Genomic DNA, 23,202 nt, shown 5'->3' on the forward strand with positions numbered 1-23,202 from the left:
GAGTCATCAGCCAGTTCATTCTTTCTGGTTGTTTTGGCGTGATGCTTATTGCAGAGAATTCCTCCTAAGACCATTGCGGTTATATATTCAAACTAGCACTTTGTAATTTACATAGCAGGTTCCCTTGATGTTCCTTTAAAATCCTTTGCATAGCTTGACAATTGTTTTGTGCAACTATCGAAGTTGCAATATATTTCATTATTCTCTCAGTTGATTTTTGGCATGATCCGTAGTAATAGACCACCACGCAACCGCTGTTTGTTATATAACCAAAAATTGATGCCTTACATAGATGCACACGCATGGCAGCGATCGCTTCTTAGCGAACGTATTCAAGACCCTAGCCTTGATGATGTGTTAATCTTGCTAGAGCATCCTCCCGTCTATACCTTGGGTCAAGGCGCTACACCAGAATTTCTCAAGTTTGACCTTGATCACAGTAATTTTGATGTCCACAGAGTTGAACGTGGTGGCGAAGTAACATACCATTGTCCCGGTCAACTGGTGGGGTATCCCATTTTAAATCTGCAACGTCATCGTAAAGATTTGCATTGGTACTTGCGTCAACTGGAAGAAGTGATCATTCGGGTGTTGGCTGTTTATGGTTTGGCAGGCGATCGCCTGACTGGTTTTACTGGTGTATGGTTAGAAAATCGCAAAGTTGCAGCTATTGGGATTAAAGTCAGCCGTTGGATTACTATGCACGGTTTTGCTTTAAACGTTTGCCCTGATATGACAGGCTTTCAACATATTGTCCCCTGTGGTATTGCTGATAAACCAGTCGCCTGTTTAGCTGAATGGATTCCGGGTATTACCTGTGAACAGGTACGTCCTCATATTGTCCAATGTTTTGCAGATGTGTTTGGTGTTGATATTGTGGAATCCACCCAATAATGGCAATTTAATAATTTTTTTCTGGTAACAGTTGATTTTGTTTGAAATATTACTTAGTATCCATCAATCTAACTGAGTTATGGATATAACCAAGTTAGAATATGGTGGTTGACCAACAAAGCGACAAATTTGTTACAGCCTTTAACTCAAATCTTGCGTGTGAAATCCCTAATCAATCTACAGATGTATGCACCTGCGTTAAATTCCCTCAGACAACGCGACTGGAAAGCGTTGATAGAACTGTTTGACAGGGAAGATGGCGACGAAATTGAAGCTGACATCAACAGCAATTTGCACTTGATGACACCTGAACCTTGCTGGGAAGATGATCCGTTTGATTTCTTGCGTGAATATTTGTAGAGTCATTTGTCATTTGTTATTGGTTAAAAGGCAGGAGGCAGGAGAATAAATAAAATTACCCTATGGGAAGCCACCCAAAGGGTGTCTACATACTTCATACTTCACACTTCATACTTCATACTTTGTAGAGGCGGCTGAGAAAAGTACGCAGGCGATCGCTTTGCGGATTTGTGATCACTTCGTAAGCTGAACCTTGTTCTGCTACTACGCCTTTATCCATAAATATCACTCGATGGGCAACTTCCCGCGCAAATTGCATTTCATGGGTGACGACTACCATTGTCATTCCCTCGGCGGCTAATTGTTGCATCACTTGTAAAACTTCACCGACAAGTTCAGGATCTAAGGCGCTGGTAGGTTCATCAAATAGCATAATCTGGGGATTCATACATAAGCTACGAGCGATCGCAACTCTTTGCTTTTGTCCGCCAGATAGTTGTTCGGGATAAGCGGAGGCTTTATCAAATAAACCAACTTTTTCTAAATATAATCCTGCGAGTTGGGCGCTTTCTTTGGCAGTTTTGCCTAAAACTTTACGCGGCGCAAGTGTCAGATTTTCTAACACACTGAGATGGGGAAACAAATTAAATTGTTGAAAAACCATCCCTACTTGAGTTCGCAGTTGGCGCAGTTGTTGACTGTTGAAATTAGATTTAGATAACTCAATTCCATTAACTACCAAGGAACCGTTATCAATACGTTCTAAACGATTGAAGCATCGCAGTAATGTACTTTTACCACACCCGGAAGCCCCAATCACCGCCACAACTTCCCCTTGCTGAATTTCGCCTGTGATTCCTTTAAGAACTTTGAGGGAACCAAAGTTTTTTTCAATATTTTCAAAAATAATGATAGGGTTAGAATTTTTCATAGCCCATTAACAGAAGATGATTAGATTAAATTTTAGGCGTTGGTGGCGTGGGTTGTTGGTAATTAGTTTGAGTTGTATCTTACTGACTGGCTGTAGTGTCAACTCTGACGCTGGAAAAACATTGCGGGTAGCGACTGAACCAGCCTTTCCACCGTTTGAGTTTCAAGGCGCAGGCGGACAATTACAAGGTTTTTCCATTGATTTGATGAATGCGATCGCCTCTGCTGCTAATTTTAAAGTAAATTTTCAAAGCATCCCTTTTGATGGCATTATCCCCGCAGTCCAAGCTAAAACCATCGATGCGGCGATTAGTTCGATCACAATTACCGAGGAACGCGCCAAAACAGTTGATTTTTCCCGTCCTTATTTTAAGGCTGGGTTGGCGATCGCAGTCCGGAGTAACAATCAAGATATTACTAGCTTAGATAGTCTCAAGAATAAAAAAATTGCCGTCCAAATTGGTACAACTGGCGCAGAAAAGGCGAAAGGTATTCCCGGAGTAGAAATTCGCAGTTTTGATTCTGCACCTTTAGCCTTGCAAGAATTGCTGAATGGTAATGTGGATGCGGTAATTAACGATGCACCTGTAACTTTGTATGCCATTAATACAGGAAATCTCCAGGGAATTAAAGTTATTCAGCAATTACTAACAGAAGAATATTACGGAATTGTCACAGCCAAAAACTCGCCTAATTTAACACTCATTAATGATGGTTTGGATAGAGTGCTGCGAAATGGTGAGTATTCGCAAATCTACAAAAAATGGTTTAAAGCTGAACCACCTACATTACCCGTTAAATCTCCCTTTGAAAATCAGGCTAATGGTAGCAACGCAAATGTATTCACTTCATTAAGTGTAATTTGGCGTGCTTTGCCCATACTTTTACAAGGTGCATTGGTAACACTGCAATTAACAATTCTTTCTGTAGTTTTAGGTTTAGTTGGTGGTTCTTTAATAGGGATTGTCCGCCTTTCTTATATTAAACCTGTGCGTTGGTTAGCACGAGCTTATGTAGATTTCTTTCGCGGCACGCCTTTGCTGGTACAAATTTTTATGATTTACTTTGGTATACCAGCGATCGCACAACAACTTGGTTTTACTTTTAACTTTAATCCCTTAGTTGCTGGAGTACTCGCTTTAAGTTTAAACAGCGCCGCCTATATTGCCGAAATTGTCCGTGCTGGGATTCAATCTATTGAATTAGGACAAACCGAAGCCGCACAATCACTCGGTTTAAGTTCAACAGAAACCATGCGCTATGTAATTTTTCCCCAAGCTTTTCGGCGGATGATTCCACCCTTGGGTAATGAATTTATTAGCTTATTAAAAGATACCAGCTTAGTTGCAGTTATCGGTTTTGAAGAATTATTCCGCAAAGGACAATTAATTGTCGCTGGTAACTACCGCGCCTTTGAAATTTACGCCGCCGTAGCCTTGGTTTATTTATGCTTGACACTGCTTTCTTCTCAAGCATTTAGCAAATTAGAAGTATGGATGAACCCGGTTAGACAGCAGAGGAAATAGTGAATATAAAGTTTCTCAAAGATTTTTAGAGCGATCACATCTCAGCTATAGTAGTCCTCAACAAGGTGCGATCGCTCATATAGCGAGAGTGAACCATCAGTCAGGTTGACTCTGATTTGACTGACTATTTTGAGCTACTTGTCTAACTTGCTCGATATCTAAACTCAAAGCTTCTGCTATTTGTTCTATAGTTGCGCCTAAACTCAGCATAAAAGGAACTGCTTCTAACTTACCTTCTAACTTACCTTCTAACTTGCCTTCTAACTTCCCTTCTTCTTTAGCTTCCTGATATACCTTAGTCTGTTTCAATTCATTTAAACCTAACATTTTTTCTATCTCCTCTCGACTCATTTGGGGAAATTTGTATATAATAATCGTCTCTATTAATTGTAGAATTTCCCGCTGACTGAATTCATCGGCTACTTGTTGTTTAGCAAGTTCAATTAACTCTCTAGCTTTTCTGGCAGCAGTTGATTCTGGCTCAATTACTAATTTTACTGTCTCAATCCCAATTGATGGTTCTACCGAGTCTAACTCATCGAGATAAATACACTTTACTCTTTCACTGGTGAGTAATTCAATATATCTTTCTCTGGCTGCTGTATCAATACTCTGGTTTGGATACACTACAACACCACGCCAATTGTTTGGTAATTCAGTTTTATCGAGGTAAAGAAATATTTCAGTGAAAAAGCGGGAATAAAATTTTCTATCTGGTTGAAATTGGACTTCAACAAAATAAATTGGTGGTGATATGTCCTGATTTTTAGGAAGAAATACACCGTCGATGCGGAAGGCGAGTTGTTTAACTTCCACGGATGAAAACTGATAAGCGATCGCCATATTGGGAGATTGGTTAATCAGTTCAAAAAAAATGCCGGGAAAGCTTTGGAATAGTTGATAAAAGATAGTATCGGTTTTCACATGAATAATCTCTGTAAAACAGCAGTAATATAATTTTTTATCTGATTTAACGTGAGTTCGACGGATTTTAACACCCCTCTCCAAACCTCTCCCCTATAAGGAGAGAGGCTTTAAAAGCTTAATTTTTCGTTAGTAATTAAGGATATTTCAGCCCCTCTCCGCGTCGGAGAGGGGTTGGGGAGAGGTTAATCGAACTCACGTTGATTGAAAGAGAACACTTGCGATCGCGTCGTCATTCCTCCATCCTGCGAAAGCAACCTTGTATATTGAGTGACAAAGTTTGCCTCATTCCGCTTCACCAATTAGTGTAAATGCTGCCCAGTTAATTGGTAGAGATTTTTCTTTAATTCTGCCTAGCATGGCTTGACGTAATGCTTGGGCTTTATCTGGATTCTTTTGCAGATTTTGATAAAACTCCCTCATGAGTAACTGAGAATCTTCATCGGGAATTACCCACAGGGAAACTAACACACTGGAAACACCAGCAGAAATTATCGAACGCGATAAACCAATCACACCATCACCCGTGATGCGTCCCCGTCCAGTTTGGCAAGCACTGATGACAAATAATTCGGCTTGCAGTTTTAAATCTAAGATTTCTTCAGCAGTTAGTAAGCCATTACCTGTTTCTTGTTGAGTTTTTGGGTTTGGTGCTAATGCAATCCAACTTCCTAAACCGTAAGTATCATCAGCCAATCCGTGAGTTGCTAAATGAATAATTCGGGCTTGTGGTAGGAGTTTTAAAATTTGATTTTTGGTTGCATCTTTACCGATGATGGCTTTGGTATTTAATAGCCGCGCAATTTCTTTGGCTTCGATTTCTGCACCGGGTAAAGCTTCTAATTGTTCTGGTTTATCGCCATTTAAAGCGACACGGGGCATGATGGGATTACCGACAACTAAGGCATTTTGCTTAGATGCGTTTCGTGTTTGGATGCGTTGTTTATGGGTTAAATCTAATACTTGAATTGATGGTGCGGTGAGGATGGTATGTTTTTCAATGAGGTATTTATTGTCTGCATCTTTTAAGGCTGGGAAAGGCACAAAAAATAAGGATTCTTGAGGTATAAAAATTACATGAGTTTTAGGGTCTTTGGGTAATTCTTGGGCGATTGGTTGGATGAGAATTTCATGGAGTTGTTTGAGGGGTTGATTCCATGCAAACCTGCTAGTGGTGAGAATACTTTTAACTGAATTTGCCAGACTAGTATTTTGTTTTTGCCACAATGGTTTAAGGTCTTGGCGATGAAATGTGACTTCACCGTTAGGTTTGATTACCCAAATATAAAGTTCTGATTCTTTATATTGTTGTTGATTTTCTACTTTGAAGTCATCGTAAATAATTGAGTATTGCACTAAGGTAGAGTTTTGCTGTTTGGCAATTTGTTTCATCTCGCCTATTGTTGGCGCAGAGAGCGATTTCATATCGCTATTAGCTTTATTCAAGCGAGATGAGAGTAACTGAACAAATGCCCTAGCACGTCCACGTTCGGATATTTCTAAAGCTGCATCGGTTTTGTTTTGGGCAATGAGAACTTGTTGTAAAGTATTGTATGTGTTTCTTTGTGTCTCAAAAATTGAGACTTTGTTGGGGTCATTTAATTTTTTATCTCGCAGAGATTCATAAACTTTAATTCCTTCATACAGCGTTTTCTCTGCTACGGGGAGATTACCATATCTGTAGAAAGTAGCTCCTAAATTATTTAAAGACTGTCCCTCACCAAGACGGTCTTTGATTTCACGAAGGATGGCTAAACTCTGCTGCTGGTATTCTATGGCTTTGGGGTAGTCTCCTAGATAATAGTAAGCAAGACCGAGATTGCCGAGTGACTGTCCCTCACCGATACGGTCTTTGATTTCACGAGCGATCGCTAATCTCTGCTGCTGGTATTTTATGGCTTTGGGGTAATCTCCTAGTGAATTGTAAGCAAGACCGAGATTGCCGAGTGACTGTCCCTCACCGAGACGGTCTTTGATTTCACGGGCGATCACTAATCTCTGCTGTTGGTATTCTATGGCTTTGGGGTAGTCTCCTAATGAATTGTAAGCAAGACCGAGATTGCCGAGTGACTGTCCCTCACCGAGACGATCTTTGATGTCACGGGCGATCGCTAATCTCTGCTGCTGGTATTCTATGGCTTTGGGGTAGTCTCCTAATGAATAGTAAGCAAGGCCGAGATTGCCGAGTGACTGTTCCTCATCGAGACGGTCTTTGATTTCACGGGCAATGTCTAAACTCTGCTGCTGGTATTCTATGGCTTTGGGGTAGTCTCCTAGATAATAGTAAGCAAGACCGAGATTGCCGAGTGACTGTCCCTCACCGAGACGGTCTTTGATTTCACGAGCGATGGCTAAACTCTGCTGCTGGTATTCTATGGCTTTGGGGTAATCTCCCAGTGAATTGTAAGCATTACCGAGATTGTCGAGTAACTTTCCCTCATCGAGACGGTCTTTGATTTCACGAGTGATGGCTAAACTCTGCTGCTGGTATTCTATGGCTTTGGGGTAGTCTCCTAATGAATAGTAAGCAAGACCGAGATTGCCGAGTGACTTTCCCTCACCTTTACGGTCTTTGATTTCACGGGCGATGACTAATCTCTGCTGCTGGTATTCTATGGCTTTGGGGTAATCTCCTAGTGAATTGTAAGCAACACCGAGATTGCCTAGTGCTGCACTTTCACCTTTACGGTCTTTGATTTCACGGGCGATGGCTAATCTCTGCTGCTGGTATTCTATGGCTTTGGGGTAATCTCCCATTGAATTGTAAGCAACACCGAGATTGCCTAGTGCATTACTCTCACCTTTACGGTCTTTGATTTCACGATAAATAATTAGTGCTTGTTGCCAAGACTGTAACGCTGCTTCAACTTGACTAGTTTGAAACTGTTGAATACCTTGCTGTAACAGTTTATCTGCTTCGGCTTTACGTGAGTCTGGGGTTTGTGCTGAAGCGGCTAAGTTGGAGTTGAGGAGAAAATTGAGTTTGGGTAAATCTAAGTTGATGCTGAGAGTTGTAGTCAGCAAGGCAATGAGGGCATATTTGCGGAATTTGAAGTGCATCGCAGTAAGTCGTGGCCAGGGCTGAGGTTTATTTTAATACCACTACAGATTGCAAAAATTAGACTGAGATTAAAATTCTATTTCCTCAATCCGTGATATGGCAAAATGCTGAGTGAGTATCAGCGACTCATCCACGAGTATTCAAGACTTGTTCACGAGTATCAAAGACTCATCCACGAGTATTCAAGACTCATCCGCGAGTATTAAAGATTCATTCACGAGTATCAAACACTCATCCGCGAGTATCAAACACTCATGAATGGAGTTCCGATACTCTTCCGCGAATATCAAATATTCATTAATGAAGTTCTAATACTCATTCACGAATATCAAAGACTCGCCCACAAATATCAAACACTCGTCTACGAGTATCAAAGACTCATTCACGAGTATTCAGAATGATCACATAATGGATAAGGCATCAGGCAAAAATAAGTTGTACGAATTTAATCTGTAATAAACTGTTAGCTTTACTTCTCAATCAAAAGTGTTCAAGTTATTTTTGCGCGACTCCTAATTGTTTCTGACTTTTCATGTCATGTGGAAAAGCTAACGCAAAACCTAACCCCCCAGCCCCCTTCCCTACTAGGGAAGGGGGAGAAATCAAAGCCTCTCTCCTTGCAGGGGAGAGGTTTGGAGAGGGGTTGTCCAGATACCGTGAAAAGTCAGATAATTGTTTGTGCGATCGCATTTGCGTATAATTTTTCTTGCAAAATTACTCTCAGGCAGATGAAGCGGTGTAGACTCAGCATCTAAGATACGAAAACCGAATGCTATTGAGAGTAGGAACGGGTTTAGGATGAATGCAAATTCTCATGGAAACTCTCATATTTGGACGCTGACACCTACAGATGTCTACAAAACTCTCACCACAACTCCCCAAGGGATCAGCGAGGCAGAAGCTAATTTAAGATTAAAACAATCTGGTTATAACGAACTTCCCGAACCGCAAACCCGCCCGTTAATTCTGCGTTTCATTGATCAATTAACCCATTTCATGGCATTGCTGTTGTGGGTGGCGGGGATTTTAGCTTTTATTTCCCAAACACCGGAATTAGGCTGGGCAATTTGGGCAGTGATTTGGATTAACGCTATTTTTAGCTTTTGGCAGGAGTTTCAAGCCGAAAAAGCTTTAGCAGCCCTGAAAAAAATCTTACCTTCCCAAGCTAAAGTTTATCGTGATGGCAAATTAACTGTGATTCCTGCCCGTGAGTTAGTTAGCGGCGATGTGATGCAGTTAGAAGAAGGTGATAAAATCTCCGCAGATGCCAGACTTGTCGAAAGTCAATCTTTATATGTCGATGTCTCTGTCCTCACTGGAGAATCTTTACCAGTTCCTCGCATTAGTGAACCCGTCACCGCACTCAATATTCATGCTTCCGAAGCCAGTAACTTAGTATTTGCAGGTTCTAGCGTTGCTTCTGGTCGCGGACTAGCAGTGGTATACGCCACAGGTACACACACAGAATTTGGTCAGGTCGCCCATCTCACCGCCAATGTGCAACGGGAAGCCAGTACTTTAGAAGTGCAGATTTCCAGAGTTGTTCACATTATTACCATCATCGCTTTGGGTATGGGTGTGGTGATATTTCTCCTGACTAAGTTGCTGGTGGGAATGCAACTACGCGAAAGTTTCATTTTTGCCATTGGGATTATTGTGGCATTTGTCCCTGAAGGCTTACTCCCTACCGTGAGTTTAGCCTTAGCCATTGGTGTCAGGCGTATGGCGAAAAAGAATGCTTTAGTGCGGCGTTTATCTGCGGTGGAAACTCTCAGTGCGACAACGGTAATTTGCACCGACAAAACTGGGACTTTGACGAAAAATGAAATGACTGTCCGTCAATTGTGGGTTCCCAACACGCAAATTAATGTGACTGGCGTAGGTTATGAACCCAAAGGAGAAGTCGAAATTCCATCTCCTGAATATGAATCTCAAGTGCGGTTAATGTTGGCTGGTGCAGCACTTTGTTCTAACGCGCGGTTAAATCATCCCCCCAATTCTAATCAATGGCAAGCAGTCGGAGATCCTACAGAAGCAGCGTTATTAGTAGCTGCAATCAAAGCTGGGTTGAATTTAGAAGAGTTGCAACACCAAGCGCCCAGAGTTCGAGAAATCCCGTTTGATTCTCACCGCCGGATGATGACGGTTTTATTAGAAGGACAATTGCCCTTGGAAGATACGGAAAATTCTCAGTATCTCATTTTTACCAAAGGCGCACCATTAGATGTATTGCAACATTCGCGGTATTTATGGCACAAGGGGGAAAAGCAGGAATTAACAGAAACTCAGCGCGAGGAAATTGTCGCAGCGAATGATCAATTAGCAAGTCAAGGTTATCGCGTTCTGGGAATAGCCACAAGACAAGGTGGTGCAGAATTAAACCAGCCAGATGATCATTTATTAGAACAGGATTTGACTTTTTTAGGATTGGTGGCCATGATAGACCCACCACGCCCCGAAGTTGCCGATGCGATCGCTCTTTGTCATCGTGCTGGAATTCAAGTCACAATGATTACAGGCGATTATGGGTTAACCGCAGCTGCGATCGCCCAACGCATTGGTTTAGTTAATGGCAAAGTTAGAACCATCACAGGCGAACAATTAGGACATCTTTCAGATACACAATTACGGCAAATCCTCCACAAGCACAAAACTGGGTTAGTATTTGCCAGAGTCATGCCAGAACAGAAACTCAGGTTAGTCGATGCATACAAAACCCTTGGTCATGTAGTCGCTGTGACTGGTGATGGTGTTAACGATGCCCCCGCTTTACGCGCTGCGAATATCGGCATCGCAATGGGAATGAGTGGTACAGATGTTGCCCGTGAAGCTGCGGATATTGTTCTCATCGATGATAATTTTGCAACTATCGTCTCTGCCATTGAACAGGGTAGGGCAGTATATCAAAACATCCGCAAATTCATGACTTATATTCTTGCCTCCAACATGGCAGAATTTCTCCCTTTCCTCGCAATGGTGTTTCTGAAAATACCCCCAGCCCTGTTAATTTTGCAAATCTTAGCTATTGACTTAGGCACAGATATGATTCCCGCACTAGCGTTAGGTGCAGAAAAACCAGAAGTCGGTTCAATGGAATTACCACCCCGCAAAAAATCCCAAGCACTGTTAGATAAACCCTTACTGCTACGTGCTTACTGCTTCTTAGGACTCCTGGAAGGTTTAGCAGGTATGGCAGGATTTTTCTTTGTGTGGTGGACAAATGGCTATAACATTCCCCAATTACAAGCCATTAGCCCCAACATTTTATCTCACTCAGCCAGTGCAGCCACAATGGCGATTTATCATCAAGCCACAACCATGACTTTAGCCGTAATTGTCGCTTGCCAAGATGGTAACGTTTTCGCCTGTCGTTCCGAACGCTTTTCTATTTTGCGCTTAGGATTTTTTACTAACCGTTTAATTTGGATAGGAATTGCTGTGGAATGGTTTCTCATTCTCTCAATTATTTATTCTCCTACCCTGCAAACAATCTTCTCAACTGCACCATTACAACCTTCTTACTGGCTAATATTGCTGTTCTGTCCGCCGTTCATCTTAATAGCCGACGAACTGAGAAAGCGAATTATTAGCAAAGTCAACCATGACTGATAAGCTAATCGTCATTGAAATTGCACGTTGAAATCTTCTCTAAAAATTCCATAATTTGGTGTTGGGTTACAGCGCAATATAAATATTTCTTGTGCGCCTGAACCAACCTACTAGTGCTTCTTTGCATGAGGCAAATAAACATTTACTAAAACGGGATAGGCTAACCTATCCCGTCAACATATCCTATCGCTTAAACTCTAACACTGAGTTTAAGTTCCACTAGTCCAAGAGTTGATGTACTCAATTTGCTCTGGTGTTAAGGTATCGATGCTAATACCAATAGCTTGCAACTTCAACCGAGCAATTTCTTGATCTACCTCGGTGGGGATGGAGTGCAAACCAGGTTGCAATTTACCTTTATTCTTCACCAAATATTCGCAAGCCAACGCTTGGTTTGCAAAACTCATATCCATTACCGCGCTAGGATGTCCTTCGGCGGCGGCGAGGTTGACTAAGCGTCCTTCACCCAAAACAATCACTGATTTACCATTCTTCAGTTTATATTCTTCGGTAAACGGACGTACTAGCTTAATTTCTTGAGCTTGACTAGCTAAATATTTCAGGTCAAGTTCGATATCAAAGTGACCGGAGTTACAAACGATCGCACCGTCTTTCATAACATCGAAATGCTCACCACGAATGACGTGCTTGTTACCAGTTACGGTAATAAACAAATCACCTTGGGGTGCAGCTTCAGCCATCGGAAGAACGCGGAAGCCATCCATCACAGCTTCAATCGCTTTGATGGGGTCAATTTCGGTAACAATCACGTTTGCACCCAAACCACGAGCGCGTAATGCTGTACCTTTACCGCACCAGCCATAACCAGCCACAACAATTGTCTTACCAGCCAGCAAAATATTTGTCGCGCGGATAATCCCATCCAGGGTTGATTGTCCTGTACCGTAGCGATTATCAAAGAAGTGCTTGGTGTCTGCGTCGTTAACGTTCACCGCTGGGAAGGTAAGAACGCCATCGTTGAACATAGCGCGTAAGCGCACAATTCCGGTTGTGGTTTCTTCTGTAGTACCAATTAAATCGGCAATTTGATGTTGGCGTTGCTGAACTAAGGTTGCAACCACATCACTACCGTCGTCAATAATAATGTTAGGACGGTGGTCTAAAGCAATTTGGACGTGGCGATTATATGTTTCGTTATCTTCGCCTTTGATCGCAAAGACGGGAATTTCATGATCAACAACAAGACTAGCAGCTACGTCATCTTGAGTTGACAAGGGGTTACTTGCAATTAAAACTGCATCTGCACCGCCAGCTTTGAGCGCAATGGCTAAATGTGCTGTTTCGGTGGTGACGTGGGCGCAAGCCACAAGGCGAAGCCCAGCAAAAGGTTTTTCTTGAGCAAAGCGATCGCGGATTTGCCGTAAAACTGGCATTTCCCGTCCCGCCCATTCAATACGCTGTCTTCCCAAGGGAGCGAGGGCGAGGTCTTTAACCTCGTGCTTTAATCGGGGAGAAGTTGCGGTCATAAGTTCCTCAAAATCGTAAAAAATGTACGTAAAACTTACGTACTTTACTAGTTTATTCCACGACTAGTAGTTTTTGGCGGTAATTACCAAGCAGCTAGTCGATAGTCCTGTGGACTAGCTTGACGTTTACATAGCTTAATGTCAACAGTAAGGCGATAAGGAACAAGGAACAGATTTCTTACTATGGTTGACTGTTGACAGTTAACAAGAAAAAATTTGCAGATTTATAGTATCGGCCAAATCCTGGGCTGATTGATATCTACTGTCAAGATATTTTCAAAAATAATGAGAAATTTTCTCAAATTAGTGATATCGTAATTATCATTAAATCTTCTTTTTGCTTTTGTCAGTCATAACAAATCCAGTTAAATTACCTCTTCTATTTTTTAGTCTGCGTTCGGCTTTGCCATTTTCATAGGCTAGACAGCAAAAGTTTGTGTAGCTATGACTTCTTATGGCTAAGGAAAAGAACGGTTATCTAAAGTGATAATTAGTTGCAAACTTGACATAGATTCTATTTTAATGTTTATTGCCAATATATTTCATTATGTAGAAAAGTACAGTTCGTATGAAAGTAGGTTTTTAACTTGTTTAAGGGTTAGTAGATGAAAATCAGCAAACTGTTTAGGGATGAGGCCATTACTAAATTTGAGTGCAGTGACGATCGCTTGAAGTATTGGGCGGATGTGTTTGTCAGGCTACCGCGATCGCTGACTGATGTTTTGCTGATATCTGCTGAGTGATGACAGTCTTTATTTTTACTTCAAATAAGATGTTTTTTACTGTTCTTTTGGGCTGGCAGAAACAATTCAAAAGATTTTTACCGTTTCTTTTCAGCATCATATTTGTTTTGGTCGTAAGTAGCCAGAGTCTCAGCTCTGCACCCAAAACTACAGAAATTCTTTGGGATACTTACGGCATACCTCATATTTACGGTAATAAAACCCCAGATGCTTTTCAAGCCTTTGGTTGGGCGCAAATGCAAAGTCACGGGAACTTGTTGTTGCGCTTATACGGACAAGCGCGAGGAAAAGCTGCGGAATATTGGGGAGAAGATTATCTCGAATCAGATAAATGGGTGCTGACAATGGGCGTACCTCAACGCACTAAAATTTGGTACAAAGCCCAAAGCCCTGCATTTCGTAGTTATCTAAATGCTTTTGCCACAGGAATTAATGACTATGCCAAAAAGCATCCTGATTTAATTGACCCGAAAGTCAAAGTAGTATTGCCTGTGACAGCAGAGGATGTACTTAGCCATTTGCAAAGAGTAATGCTTTTTACTTTTGTTGTTGATCCTGGAAGAGTAGCAGATATGACCAAAAAAACATCTGCCCCAGGTTCTAATGGTTGGGCGATCGCACCCAAAAAATCTGCTAGTGGCAAAGCAATGTTATTGGCTAACCCCCACTTGCCTTGGGGAGATTTATTTTTGTGGTACGAAGCGCAAATTACCGCCCCAGGAATTGATGCTTATGGAGCAACATTAGTAGGTATTCCGGTTTTAGCGATCGCTTTCAACGATCATTTAGGTTGGACTCATACCGTCAATACTCACGATGGTTGGGATGTTTACGAACTCAACCTGCAAAAAAACGGCTATCTTTTCGATGGCAAAGTTCGTCCCTTTGAAACAGCTAACTTTTCCTTAAAAATCAAGCAAAAAAATGGCTTATTCAAAGAGCAAATCTTCTCAGTCAAAAGTTCTGTTCATGGGCCTGTAGTTAGCGCTCAAGAAGGAAAAGCCGTAGCACTGCGCGTCGTCGGTCAACACCAACCTGGTATTTTAGAACAGTGGTGGGATATGGCACGTTCCAAAAATCTCACTCAATTTCAAAAGGCATTGCAACGCTTGCAACTGCCCATGTTTACTGTTATGTATGCTGACCGTGAAGGGCATATTATGCACCTCTTCAACGGCCTAGTTCCAGTACGCAAACAAGGAGACTTTACATACTGGCAAAACATCATCCCTGGTGATACATCGCAAACTCTGTGGACGAAAACTCACCCATATCAAGATTTGCCTAAAGTAATTGATCCACCCAGTGGTTGGTTACAAAATGCCAATGACCCACCTTGGACTACAACATTTCCCACCGTTATCAAAGCCGACAACTATCCATCCTATATGGCACCGAGGGGGCCAATGGATTTCCGAGCGCAGCATTCTGCCAACATGTTAGCTGATGATGAAAGTATTTCCTTTGAGGAAATGATTGCCTATAAGCATTCTACGCACATGGAATTGGCACAGAGAATTCTTGATGATTTGATTCCGGCTGCACAAAAGCAAGGGAACAACATAGCACGACGGGCGGCTGAAGTTCTAGCAGCGTGGGATCGAAAAGTGAATGCAGATAGTAAAGGTGCTGTACTGTTTGACTTTTGGGCAGACAATCTAGATTTAGATAAAGCATTTAGCATTCCTTGGGATGAAAAATCACCCCGCACCACACCTGACGGTTTGGCTGACCCTGAAAGTGCAGTGAAAACACTAGCAGAGGTCGCAGCCAAAATCGAAAAGAGTTATGGAACCCTAGATGTAGCTTGGGGTGAGGTTTTCCGATTACGGTATGGCAAACTCGACTTACCTGCTAATGGTGGCGATGATGATAAAGGGGTTTTCCGCGTTTTGAGTTTTGCCCCAATAGGTGATGGACGCTTTCAAGCCGTTCATGGAGATTCTTACGTTGCTGCTGTGGAGTTTTCCCAACCAGTCAAAGCAAAGGCTCTAACCAGCTATGGTAATGCTACTCAACCTCATTCATCCCATGTCGGCGATCAACTAAAATTGTTTGCTCGTCAGGAATTGCGTCCAGTTTGGCGAACCCGACAGGAAATTACAGACCATTTGGAGGAGCGCACAGTCTTTTAAAGAAGAACTATTTAATGGTGTAGTTGATTGTTAATTGTTAATAATCAACTACACCATGAAGTAATTATTCATGATTTTCTGTATTTGCTAATTCATAACTACAAAAAATCAACTTGTAAAATATCACTTATGAAAGGATTATCAACCAAAAGTCTATCTTTAGCTTACGATGGTGTCTCAATTATCCATGATTTAAATTTAGCAATTCCAACTGGAAAAATTAGTGCTTTAGTTGGTGCTAATGGTTGTGGTAAATCAACATTATTAAGAGGATTAGCCAGATTGCTCAAACCCTGTGGTGGTACGGTATATCTTGATGGCAGATCAATTTTGCATCTTTCTACCAAAGAAGTAGCACAACAGTTAGGAATTTTGCCCCAAAGTCCAGTTGCACCAGAAGGGTTAACAGTACGAGATTTAGTAGCACAAGGACGTTATCCTTATCAAAACTGGTTGCAGCAGTGGTCAGATAAAGATGAAAAAATCGTCCAACAGGCGCTAGAAATTACAGATATTTGGTCGTTGGCAGATAGAGCGCTCGACACATTATCTGGTGGACAAAGGCAGCGAGCTTGGATTGCAATGGCACTCGCACAAGATACAGAGATTTTACTATTAGATGAACCGACTACTTTTTTGGATTTGGCTCATCAAATAGAAGTTTTAGATTTGTTGTATGAATTGAACCAAAATCAAGCAAGAACGATTGTCATGGTGCTGCATGATTTAAATCAAGCTTGTCGTTATGCCGATTATTTAGTTGCTGTTAAACAAGGTCGAATTTTTACTGCTGGCGAACCACAGCAAGTAATGACAGAGGAAATGGTACAACAGGTTTTCGGCTTAGAGTGTCACATTGTTCCTGACCCAGTTGTAGGAACACCAATGTGTGTACCAATAGGACGTAAACCAAGGAAAAATTATTAAAATTAGATTATTTCGACTAATGAATTTTTGGCTATATCTTATCAGCAAATACTATTGTAAATGACTTAGGAAATATTTATTGTCAGCATTACAAAAAGATATTGATTCGGAGTTATATAGGAAGTTTATAAATGTCACAACCACTAATTACCACCAATGTGCGTGATTTTATAACAGAAATATTCACACATGCTCAATGTACTCTAGATAGTTTTTACACTGATTGCATCATCTTAACTCAGCCTCCTGATAATGCTGAGGTGATTGCACTTAACGATTACTTACAACCAGAAAAACTTTTATCTGTTATTAAAGTCAGGCCTGAATATGAAAAAACCCAAGATATTCGTATTGCTGCATCTATCTGGAACAAAGTTTATAGCTGGAAAACATTACCAGGTGTTTTAGCTTTGATGACTTGGGCTGGCGTAGGACTAGATGTAGGGCTGGAGAATGTGAGTTTTGTTTTAGAAGACGGTCAACCCAAGGCACTATGGATTCATGATCTGAGTCGTACTGTAATTTATCCTAAGCGATCGCCTATCCCAATCCCTAAAGACTATCCAGGAAAAATAGTCAACAGCGTTGATGCTTTACACCAAGCCGTCTTTACTGGCTTGTTTCAACGGAATTTCGCACCAATGATTGACCGCGTTCATAGTTTAACCAAACTATCCAAAAAAACTATGTGGGGTAATGCAGTTAACGCCTCTGAAGGACAGTTTGCTGAACTCAGCCAATACACTAGCCCAGAAGCAATACAAACAGATTATTCAGTCTTGTATGAACAGCCTTATAGTTCAATAATGCCAGGTCGCAATCCTCTATATAGTTTGGTACGCACCGAACAACTCAATGAACCAGGTTTACCTAGCCAATATACAGTTCGACTCACTTGCTGCTTATATACTTTCATTCCTCCATACAATGAAAAGTGTCCTAACTGTCCTATGATAGACACCCAGGAACGAATTGCAATCATCAAACAAAATTTAGCTGAAGATAGCTGAAATTAGATTAGTACAAGAATGTAGGAGATAGAAGGATAAACTTTCACCTTTCCTACTCTCCGACTCTTGTCATATCATCTGGAAAATCTCACTCTCCACTTAACCCCCCAGCAGAGTTCCCTATAAGGGAGAAGTCAAAGCCTCTTTCCTCTTAAGAGAGAGGTTTGGAGAGAGGTTTTCCTGATATCGTGAAAAGTCAAATCCTACTCCCCACTTCACTATTCCCTAATCATTTTGTCAAAATAGAATGCCACAACAACCAAATTCTGCCAGTATGCGTAGTTTTATGATCGTCTGGCTTGGTCAGCTAGTGTCTACTATTGGTAGCAGTATGACCAGTTTTGCGATTGAAATTTGGGCATGGGAAATTACAGGTAAAGCAACTACTCTTGCTTTGGTAGGTTTTTTTAGTTTGCTTCCCAGTATTATTATTACCCCCATCAGTGGTGTCATTGTAGACCGTTTTAACCGGAAATTATTGATGATGGTTGGTGATACAGTAGCAGTTTTCACTACTATTAGTATTGTTCTGCTACATCTCACTAATCATTTACAAATTTGGCATTTTTATCTAACAGGCGCTATTGTTGGAACCTTCAATCAATTTCAGTCGTTAGCCTACTCGTCATCAGTATCACTGATGATTCCGAAAAAACACTATACTCGCGCTAGTAGTTTACAATTTTTGTCTGGTTATGGCAGCAATATTATTGCACCCGCATTAGCTGGATATCTTTATACAATCATTGGTTTTTTAGGAATCTGGCTAATTGATATGTTTACTTTTGCGATCGCAATTAGTAGCTTACTGTTAGTTAGTATTCCCCAACCAGCACCAACTAATAACAATGAAAAAATCCCCCATATTTGGCAAGACTTGGGATTTGGTTGGCATTACATTAGTAGCCAAAAAAGTTTATTAGCATTGTTAGTAGTTAACTTATTATTTTGGCTACCCCATGACATTGGTGATGCCTTATACTCACCAATGATTTTATCCAGAACAAATAATGATGCTGTGGTGCTGGGTAGTTTAGCATCAGCTGCTGGTTTTGGCGGTGTCATGGGAGCAATAATTCTTAGCACTTGGGGCGGTTTTAGACGTAAAATCAAAGGCGTTTTGTTGGGGATGATTGGTGCAGGCTTAAGTAAAATTGTGTTTGGTTTGGGTAAAACCCCTTGGGTTTGGATTCCAGCACAATTTTGCTCCTCGTTAAATTTTCCTTTAAATGGTAGTTCGGATAGTGCTATTTGGTTAGCGAAAGTACCTCCGAATGTACAAGGAAGAGTTTTTGCGGCGCGATCGCTACTTTTACAGATAGCTTCTGCGGTAGGCTACTTAATAGCAGGGCCACTGGCAGATCATGTGTTTACACCAGCCTTACAATCAGAAGGTATTTTAGTTGCTATGTTGGGAGGATTATTCGGGACTGGTACTGGTGCAGGGATATCCCTTTTGTATGTGATTTGTGCCGTGTGGATGTTATTGGTTGGTGTGATTGGGTTTTCTGTACGTATACTGCGGAATGTAGAAACTATTGTGCCAGACCATGATACAGAGTATAGCCAGTTGAAATAATCATGGTATTCAAAATATTACAGCAGTTTGCATATTCGTGGAATACTGTAGAGACGTTACATGTAACGTCTCTACATAGTTTTGGGTTTTACCCTCGTACCTCATTTACCCAAAAAATGATCTATTTCCCTGGCGAAATGAATAGATTTACAGCATTTTTTATCTAAATGAAGTACAACACACTAGCCTCTTTCTCTCTATCAAGATGTACTTTACTCAAATAAAAAACGCTGTATATGATTGTTATGATGCTTCAATTAAATACTTCCAGATATCATCTAAAATCGCATTAGCTGACAGAATATTTCCAAAAATCCAGTAACTTGAATCAACAGTATATACTCGATTTTGTTTAACTACGTTTAACATTTGCCAGAGAGGGCTATTCTGGTATTTTTTAAAATTATCCTCTGAACCTGGATCTAACGCTATAAACATTACATCTGCATCTAGTAAATCAACACGTTCTAAACTAACATTGACATAACTTGCATCTGAAATTGAACTATTAATCTGGCGTTGTACAAGAGGTATAGATAAGTTTAATTCCTCTAAAATACTCACAGGAAAAGAGAACTGATTCATAAACTGCGTAAATTTCATTTCTGTATAAAATCTCATTACAGAAATTTCTGGTTTTTCTGTTTTTTGAGCAAGTGCTAATCTGAATTTTTCAATTCTTTGTTGATATTGAGCCAGTAATTTTTCTACTTCTTGACTTTGACCAACTATTTCACCAAGCTGCTGTAATGTTTTCTTCCAAGTAGTTTGTGTATAATCTACTGAAACAGTTGGGGCTATTTGAGAAAATAAATTATAATTTTGCGGACTGATAAAGAATCCTATAATTAAATCAGGATTTAATTTAACAATCTTTTCAATATTTAGCTGGCTTTCCTTGCCTAAATCAACAATTCCATTAATTTTTCCCTCCAATATACGCGTCTTATTACCCACTCTATTGGCTGTTGTTGCTGCAATTGGTTTTAAACCCAAGGCTACTAATATTTCTAAACTTTCTTGATCAGTCGCAATTATCCGTTGAGGATTGATAGGAATACACCTTTCTCCTAATTCATGCTTAACTAACCGGCATTCTGATACTCTTGACTTTGCTTTGAATAAATCAGTATTTGCAGGTAAAAAGCTAGAACAACCTTTGAAATATATCACACTTATGACGATTATCAAGAATAAATTGATATGTTTATACCAGTTTTTCTTTATCATATTGAAATTCAACGATAAATTTGAAAATAAAGCAGCCCTACGGGAAATAAAGGGCTGTACTTAAATCCTAATCGGGCTAACTAATCTATCAAAAAATACTTCTTTTCTTGATTACAATTGCCAACCCAATGTAAATCTTAGTGTGCGCGGTGCGCCAGGAAAAACGCGCAAGCTGTTGTCAGCACTTTCAAAGTACTCATTGTCAAACAAGTTCTGCACATTCAAAGCAGCGCGGAAGTTATTTCTGCGGTAGAACAAGGCTGCATCAGTGCGGACATAACTTGGTAGGCGAAAGCTATTCTCTAAATCTCCCTCTCTTTCTCCTACATAAAACAGTCCTAAGCCAAATCCCAAGCCTTGTAGACTACCTTTTTGAATCTCGTAGGTACTCCACAAACTAAAAGCGTGTTCTGGCACATTGTTAATGCGGTTTCCAACTGGAATACTATTGTCCTCAGTTACTTGTGCATCGGTGTAGGCATAGCCACCAATAATTTTCCATCCTGGTAAAATTTCACCTGCTATATCTAATTCAATACCCCGACTTCTTTGTTCTCCTGTCTGGATAGAAGAATTTCCACTTGGATCTCTAAAATCAGTAGTCAGAACGTTTGAGCGAGTAATTTGGTATAAAGCTAGAGTTGAAGAAAGATTATTTGTCCAATCTACTTTCACACCCACTTCATACTGAGTACCCCGTTCTGGTTCAAATAGTCTGTTGTCGAAAGTTGTTCCTGTCACCTGTTGAAATGAACGGCTATAGTTAGCGTAGAGAGAAATAGCTTGGCTCGGTTGATAGACAATCCCAACACGAGGGCTAAATGCTTCATCTTGTTGAAAAGCAGTTGTTTCTCCCAAAGAATCTTCTATTTTTTGGGTGACAATATCAAATCTTCCACCTAGAACCAATTTAAAATTGTCTGAAAATGCAATTTGGTCTTGTAAATAAATTCCTAAACCTTCCGATATTGTGGGTGCATCTGGCTCTGGTTCACTAGCTACACCTAGACTTTCACGCCGATAAATAGGATTAAAAATATCTATAGGGCCAAGTTCTTGAGAAAAGTTTCTTCCTTCTTGATAAGAAAGATTTCTCGATAGGTCAACACCAATTAAGAGTTTGTGATCAATGCTACCTGTTTTGAAATTACCAACAACACTTGTATCTACGTTGTAAGTTTGTTGGGCAAATTCAGCAACAAACAAACCTCGTTCAAGAGTGCGATTATCATCTAAAAGTCCTGTTGGGAACAAAGAATTTTGTGCCACACTCAGGTATGAAAAATTAAAGTTATTGCGGAACTTCCAATCTTCATTAAAACGATGTTCAAAATTGTAACCAATCCGCAGAGATTCACGATTATTTTTGTCGATTTCATCAAAAGGTTCACCGATGAAACGATTAATTGGTAATTTACCATTAGGGTTAGGTAAGACTGTACCCACAGCAGGTAAACCCCGGTCATTGGGTTGTTTTTGGTTTGAATATTCGGCTTCTACCGTTAATTCGGTGTTCTTACCTATCAGCCAAGTAAAGCTTGGCGCAACAAAGTAACGCTCTGTTTCAAAAAAATCAATAAATGTGTCTGTTGTGAATGCAGATGCGTTTAATCTATATAAAAAAGTTCTGTCATCATTTAACGGCCCTGTAATATCTATAGAGCCACCATAGGTATCAAAGCTACCAATAGTACCCTCAATAGAATAAAAAGGAGTACTTTGGGGTTTTTTCGTAACGATATTAATCGTACCTCCAGCGCCCCCTTGTCCAAATAGAACTGAGGCTGGCCCTCGCAAAACTTCTATCTGCTCGATATTGCCAGTATTGATGCTACTCGTATTATTAGTATCGTCTCTCAAACCGTTGCGGATGATATTGCTGTTACTAAAACCACGAATAGTAAATCCTTCAAAAACAGAACGTTCTGAGTTATCGGATATGACACCCGGTGCATTTCGTAAAGCTTCGTTCAAACGTCTGACTTGTTGGTCTTGCAGTACTTGTCGAGGAATTACCTGAATTGCTTGGGGTACATCACGTAAGGGTGTGTCTGTTTTAGTTGCGGTAGTAGCTGTAGGTACACGATACCCATCTTGTTCACCTGTCACCAACAATTCAATTGGTTCATTACTCTCCGCAGTTGGTTGTTCTGGTGGGGTTTCACTGGTTGGCTGTTCTGGTTGCGATCGCTGTGTTTCACTCTCCGCAGTTGGTTGTTCTGGTGGTGTTTCACTCGTTGGTTGTTCTGGCTGTGATGGTTGTGTGACGGAAGCAACAGGTGCAAGTTCAAAAATTAGACCTTCATCACTATCAAATAACTCTGCTGTTGGTAAATCTCCTTCACCCGTGACTGTGACTCGAACAGTATTTGCATCAGTTTGAGTAACACTAACAGATACAATGCCTGGTGCAGGATTGTTTTGGGTAAAGTTTCCACCGTTGGGCAGTGCTAACACTGCATTGGGTATATCCGCTATAAAACTATTGCCTTGAGTATTATTTGTTGGTTTAAGTGCTTCTGCGTTGGCACTTTCTAAAATAATTTCGATGCCTTTATCTGTAGAATTGACTTTAACACCTGTAACTTTAATAACCGCACTACTAGTATTTTGCACTAGCAATTGTGCTGAGTTGGAAGAGTGAGATTTTTGCTCATCAATAGTTGATAGTTCTGGTGTTGATGTTCCGGCATGAGATGGTTGTATCAAGCTGCTAATTACCGCTAATGCCAACCCTACCGAACGTATATCACTCATCAATCCAGACTTCATTCGTATTGCTCCTGAAACTAAACCTTTAAATAACAGGCTTTTAACTAACGGTTCTAATTGCATCTTGATACTTCT

General features: G+C 40.7%; 15 protein-coding genes. 9 read left to right on the plus strand and 6 right to left on the minus strand.

Annotation, left to right across the window (positions count from 1 at the left end; genetic code table 11):
* Window positions 1–222 precede the first annotated feature (222 nt).
* Together lipB and ACMX3D_RS25920 are read left to right on the plus strand one after the other, a co-directional pair.
* Window positions 223–894, plus strand: coding sequence for a lipoyl(octanoyl) transferase LipB (gene lipB / locus ACMX3D_RS25915; protein ID WP_482752429.1), 672 nt, complete (start codon window positions 223–225; stop codon window positions 892–894).
* A gap of 129 nt (window positions 895–1,023) precedes the next feature.
* Complete coding sequence (locus tag ACMX3D_RS25920) at window positions 1,024–1,254, plus strand: hypothetical protein (RefSeq protein WP_482752462.1); 231 nt, start codon at window positions 1,024–1,026, stop codon at window positions 1,252–1,254.
* Between the two features lie 115 nt (window positions 1,255–1,369).
* On the opposite strand, the gene ACMX3D_RS25925 is transcribed toward ACMX3D_RS25920, so the two are convergent.
* Window positions 1,370–2,125, minus strand: coding sequence for an amino acid ABC transporter ATP-binding protein (locus ACMX3D_RS25925; RefSeq protein WP_482748655.1), 756 nt, complete (start codon window positions 2,123–2,125; stop codon window positions 1,370–1,372).
* A gap of 16 nt (window positions 2,126–2,141) precedes the next feature.
* On the opposite strand from ACMX3D_RS25925, the gene ACMX3D_RS25930 reads away from it, so the two are divergent.
* Window positions 2,142–3,650, plus strand: a complete 1,509-nt coding sequence (locus ACMX3D_RS25930; RefSeq protein ID WP_482748656.1) for an ABC transporter permease subunit — start codon at window positions 2,142–2,144, stop codon at window positions 3,648–3,650.
* Between the two features lie 96 nt (window positions 3,651–3,746).
* Here the strand turns inward: ACMX3D_RS25930 and ACMX3D_RS25935 are convergent, their stop codons facing one another.
* On the minus strand, window positions 3,747–4,574 hold the full coding sequence (locus tag ACMX3D_RS25935; RefSeq protein ID WP_482748657.1) for an Rpn family recombination-promoting nuclease/putative transposase: 828 nt from the start codon (window positions 4,572–4,574) through the stop codon (window positions 3,747–3,749).
* 285 nt (window positions 4,575–4,859) lie between these two features.
* A complete protein-coding gene (locus ACMX3D_RS25940; RefSeq protein ID WP_482748658.1) occupies window positions 4,860–7,634 on the minus strand; it encodes a CHAT domain-containing tetratricopeptide repeat protein in 2,775 nt (924 codons plus the stop codon).
* A gap of 799 nt (window positions 7,635–8,433) precedes the next feature.
* Here ACMX3D_RS25940 and ACMX3D_RS25945 point away from each other — a divergent pair.
* Complete coding sequence (locus tag ACMX3D_RS25945) at window positions 8,434–11,244, plus strand: cation-translocating P-type ATPase (protein WP_482748659.1); 2,811 nt, start codon at window positions 8,434–8,436, stop codon at window positions 11,242–11,244.
* A 209-nt stretch (window positions 11,245–11,453) separates the two neighbouring features.
* On the opposite strand, the gene ahcY is transcribed toward ACMX3D_RS25945, so the two are convergent.
* Complete coding sequence (gene ahcY / locus ACMX3D_RS25950) at window positions 11,454–12,731, minus strand: adenosylhomocysteinase (protein WP_482748660.1); 1,278 nt, start codon at window positions 12,729–12,731, stop codon at window positions 11,454–11,456.
* Window positions 12,732–13,336: 605 nt separating this feature from the next.
* Here ahcY and ACMX3D_RS25955 point away from each other — a divergent pair.
* From ACMX3D_RS25955 to ACMX3D_RS25975, 5 genes are all read left to right on the plus strand, one after another.
* Window positions 13,337–13,474, plus strand: a complete 138-nt coding sequence (locus ACMX3D_RS25955) for a hypothetical protein (RefSeq protein WP_482748661.1) — start codon at window positions 13,337–13,339, stop codon at window positions 13,472–13,474.
* A gap of 29 nt (window positions 13,475–13,503) precedes the next feature.
* Window positions 13,504–15,609, plus strand: coding sequence for an acylase (locus tag ACMX3D_RS25960; RefSeq protein ID WP_482748662.1), 2,106 nt, complete (start codon window positions 13,504–13,506; stop codon window positions 15,607–15,609).
* Window positions 15,610–15,738: 129 nt separating this feature from the next.
* Window positions 15,739–16,536, plus strand: a complete 798-nt coding sequence (locus ACMX3D_RS25965; RefSeq protein WP_482748663.1) for an ABC transporter ATP-binding protein — start codon at window positions 15,739–15,741, stop codon at window positions 16,534–16,536.
* A gap of 131 nt (window positions 16,537–16,667) precedes the next feature.
* Entirely contained in the window at window positions 16,668–17,546 is an 879-nt protein-coding gene (locus ACMX3D_RS25970) for an IucA/IucC family C-terminal-domain containing protein (RefSeq protein ID WP_482748664.1), read from the plus strand.
* Between the two features lie 247 nt (window positions 17,547–17,793).
* Entirely contained in the window at window positions 17,794–19,125 is a 1,332-nt protein-coding gene (locus ACMX3D_RS25975) for an MFS transporter (RefSeq protein WP_482748665.1), read from the plus strand.
* A gap of 243 nt (window positions 19,126–19,368) precedes the next feature.
* Here the strand turns inward: ACMX3D_RS25975 and ACMX3D_RS25980 are convergent, their stop codons facing one another.
* Both ACMX3D_RS25980 and ACMX3D_RS25985 read right to left on the minus strand, forming a co-directional pair.
* On the minus strand, window positions 19,369–20,355 hold the full coding sequence (locus tag ACMX3D_RS25980) for an iron-siderophore ABC transporter substrate-binding protein (protein ID WP_482748666.1): 987 nt from the start codon (window positions 20,353–20,355) through the stop codon (window positions 19,369–19,371).
* A gap of 111 nt (window positions 20,356–20,466) precedes the next feature.
* Complete coding sequence (locus tag ACMX3D_RS25985; protein ID WP_482748667.1) at window positions 20,467–23,190, minus strand: TonB-dependent siderophore receptor; 2,724 nt, start codon at window positions 23,188–23,190, stop codon at window positions 20,467–20,469.
* Window positions 23,191–23,202: the final 12 nt, after the last annotated feature.

It is taken from the genome of Anabaena sp. TISTR 8404 (assembly GCF_056847745.1).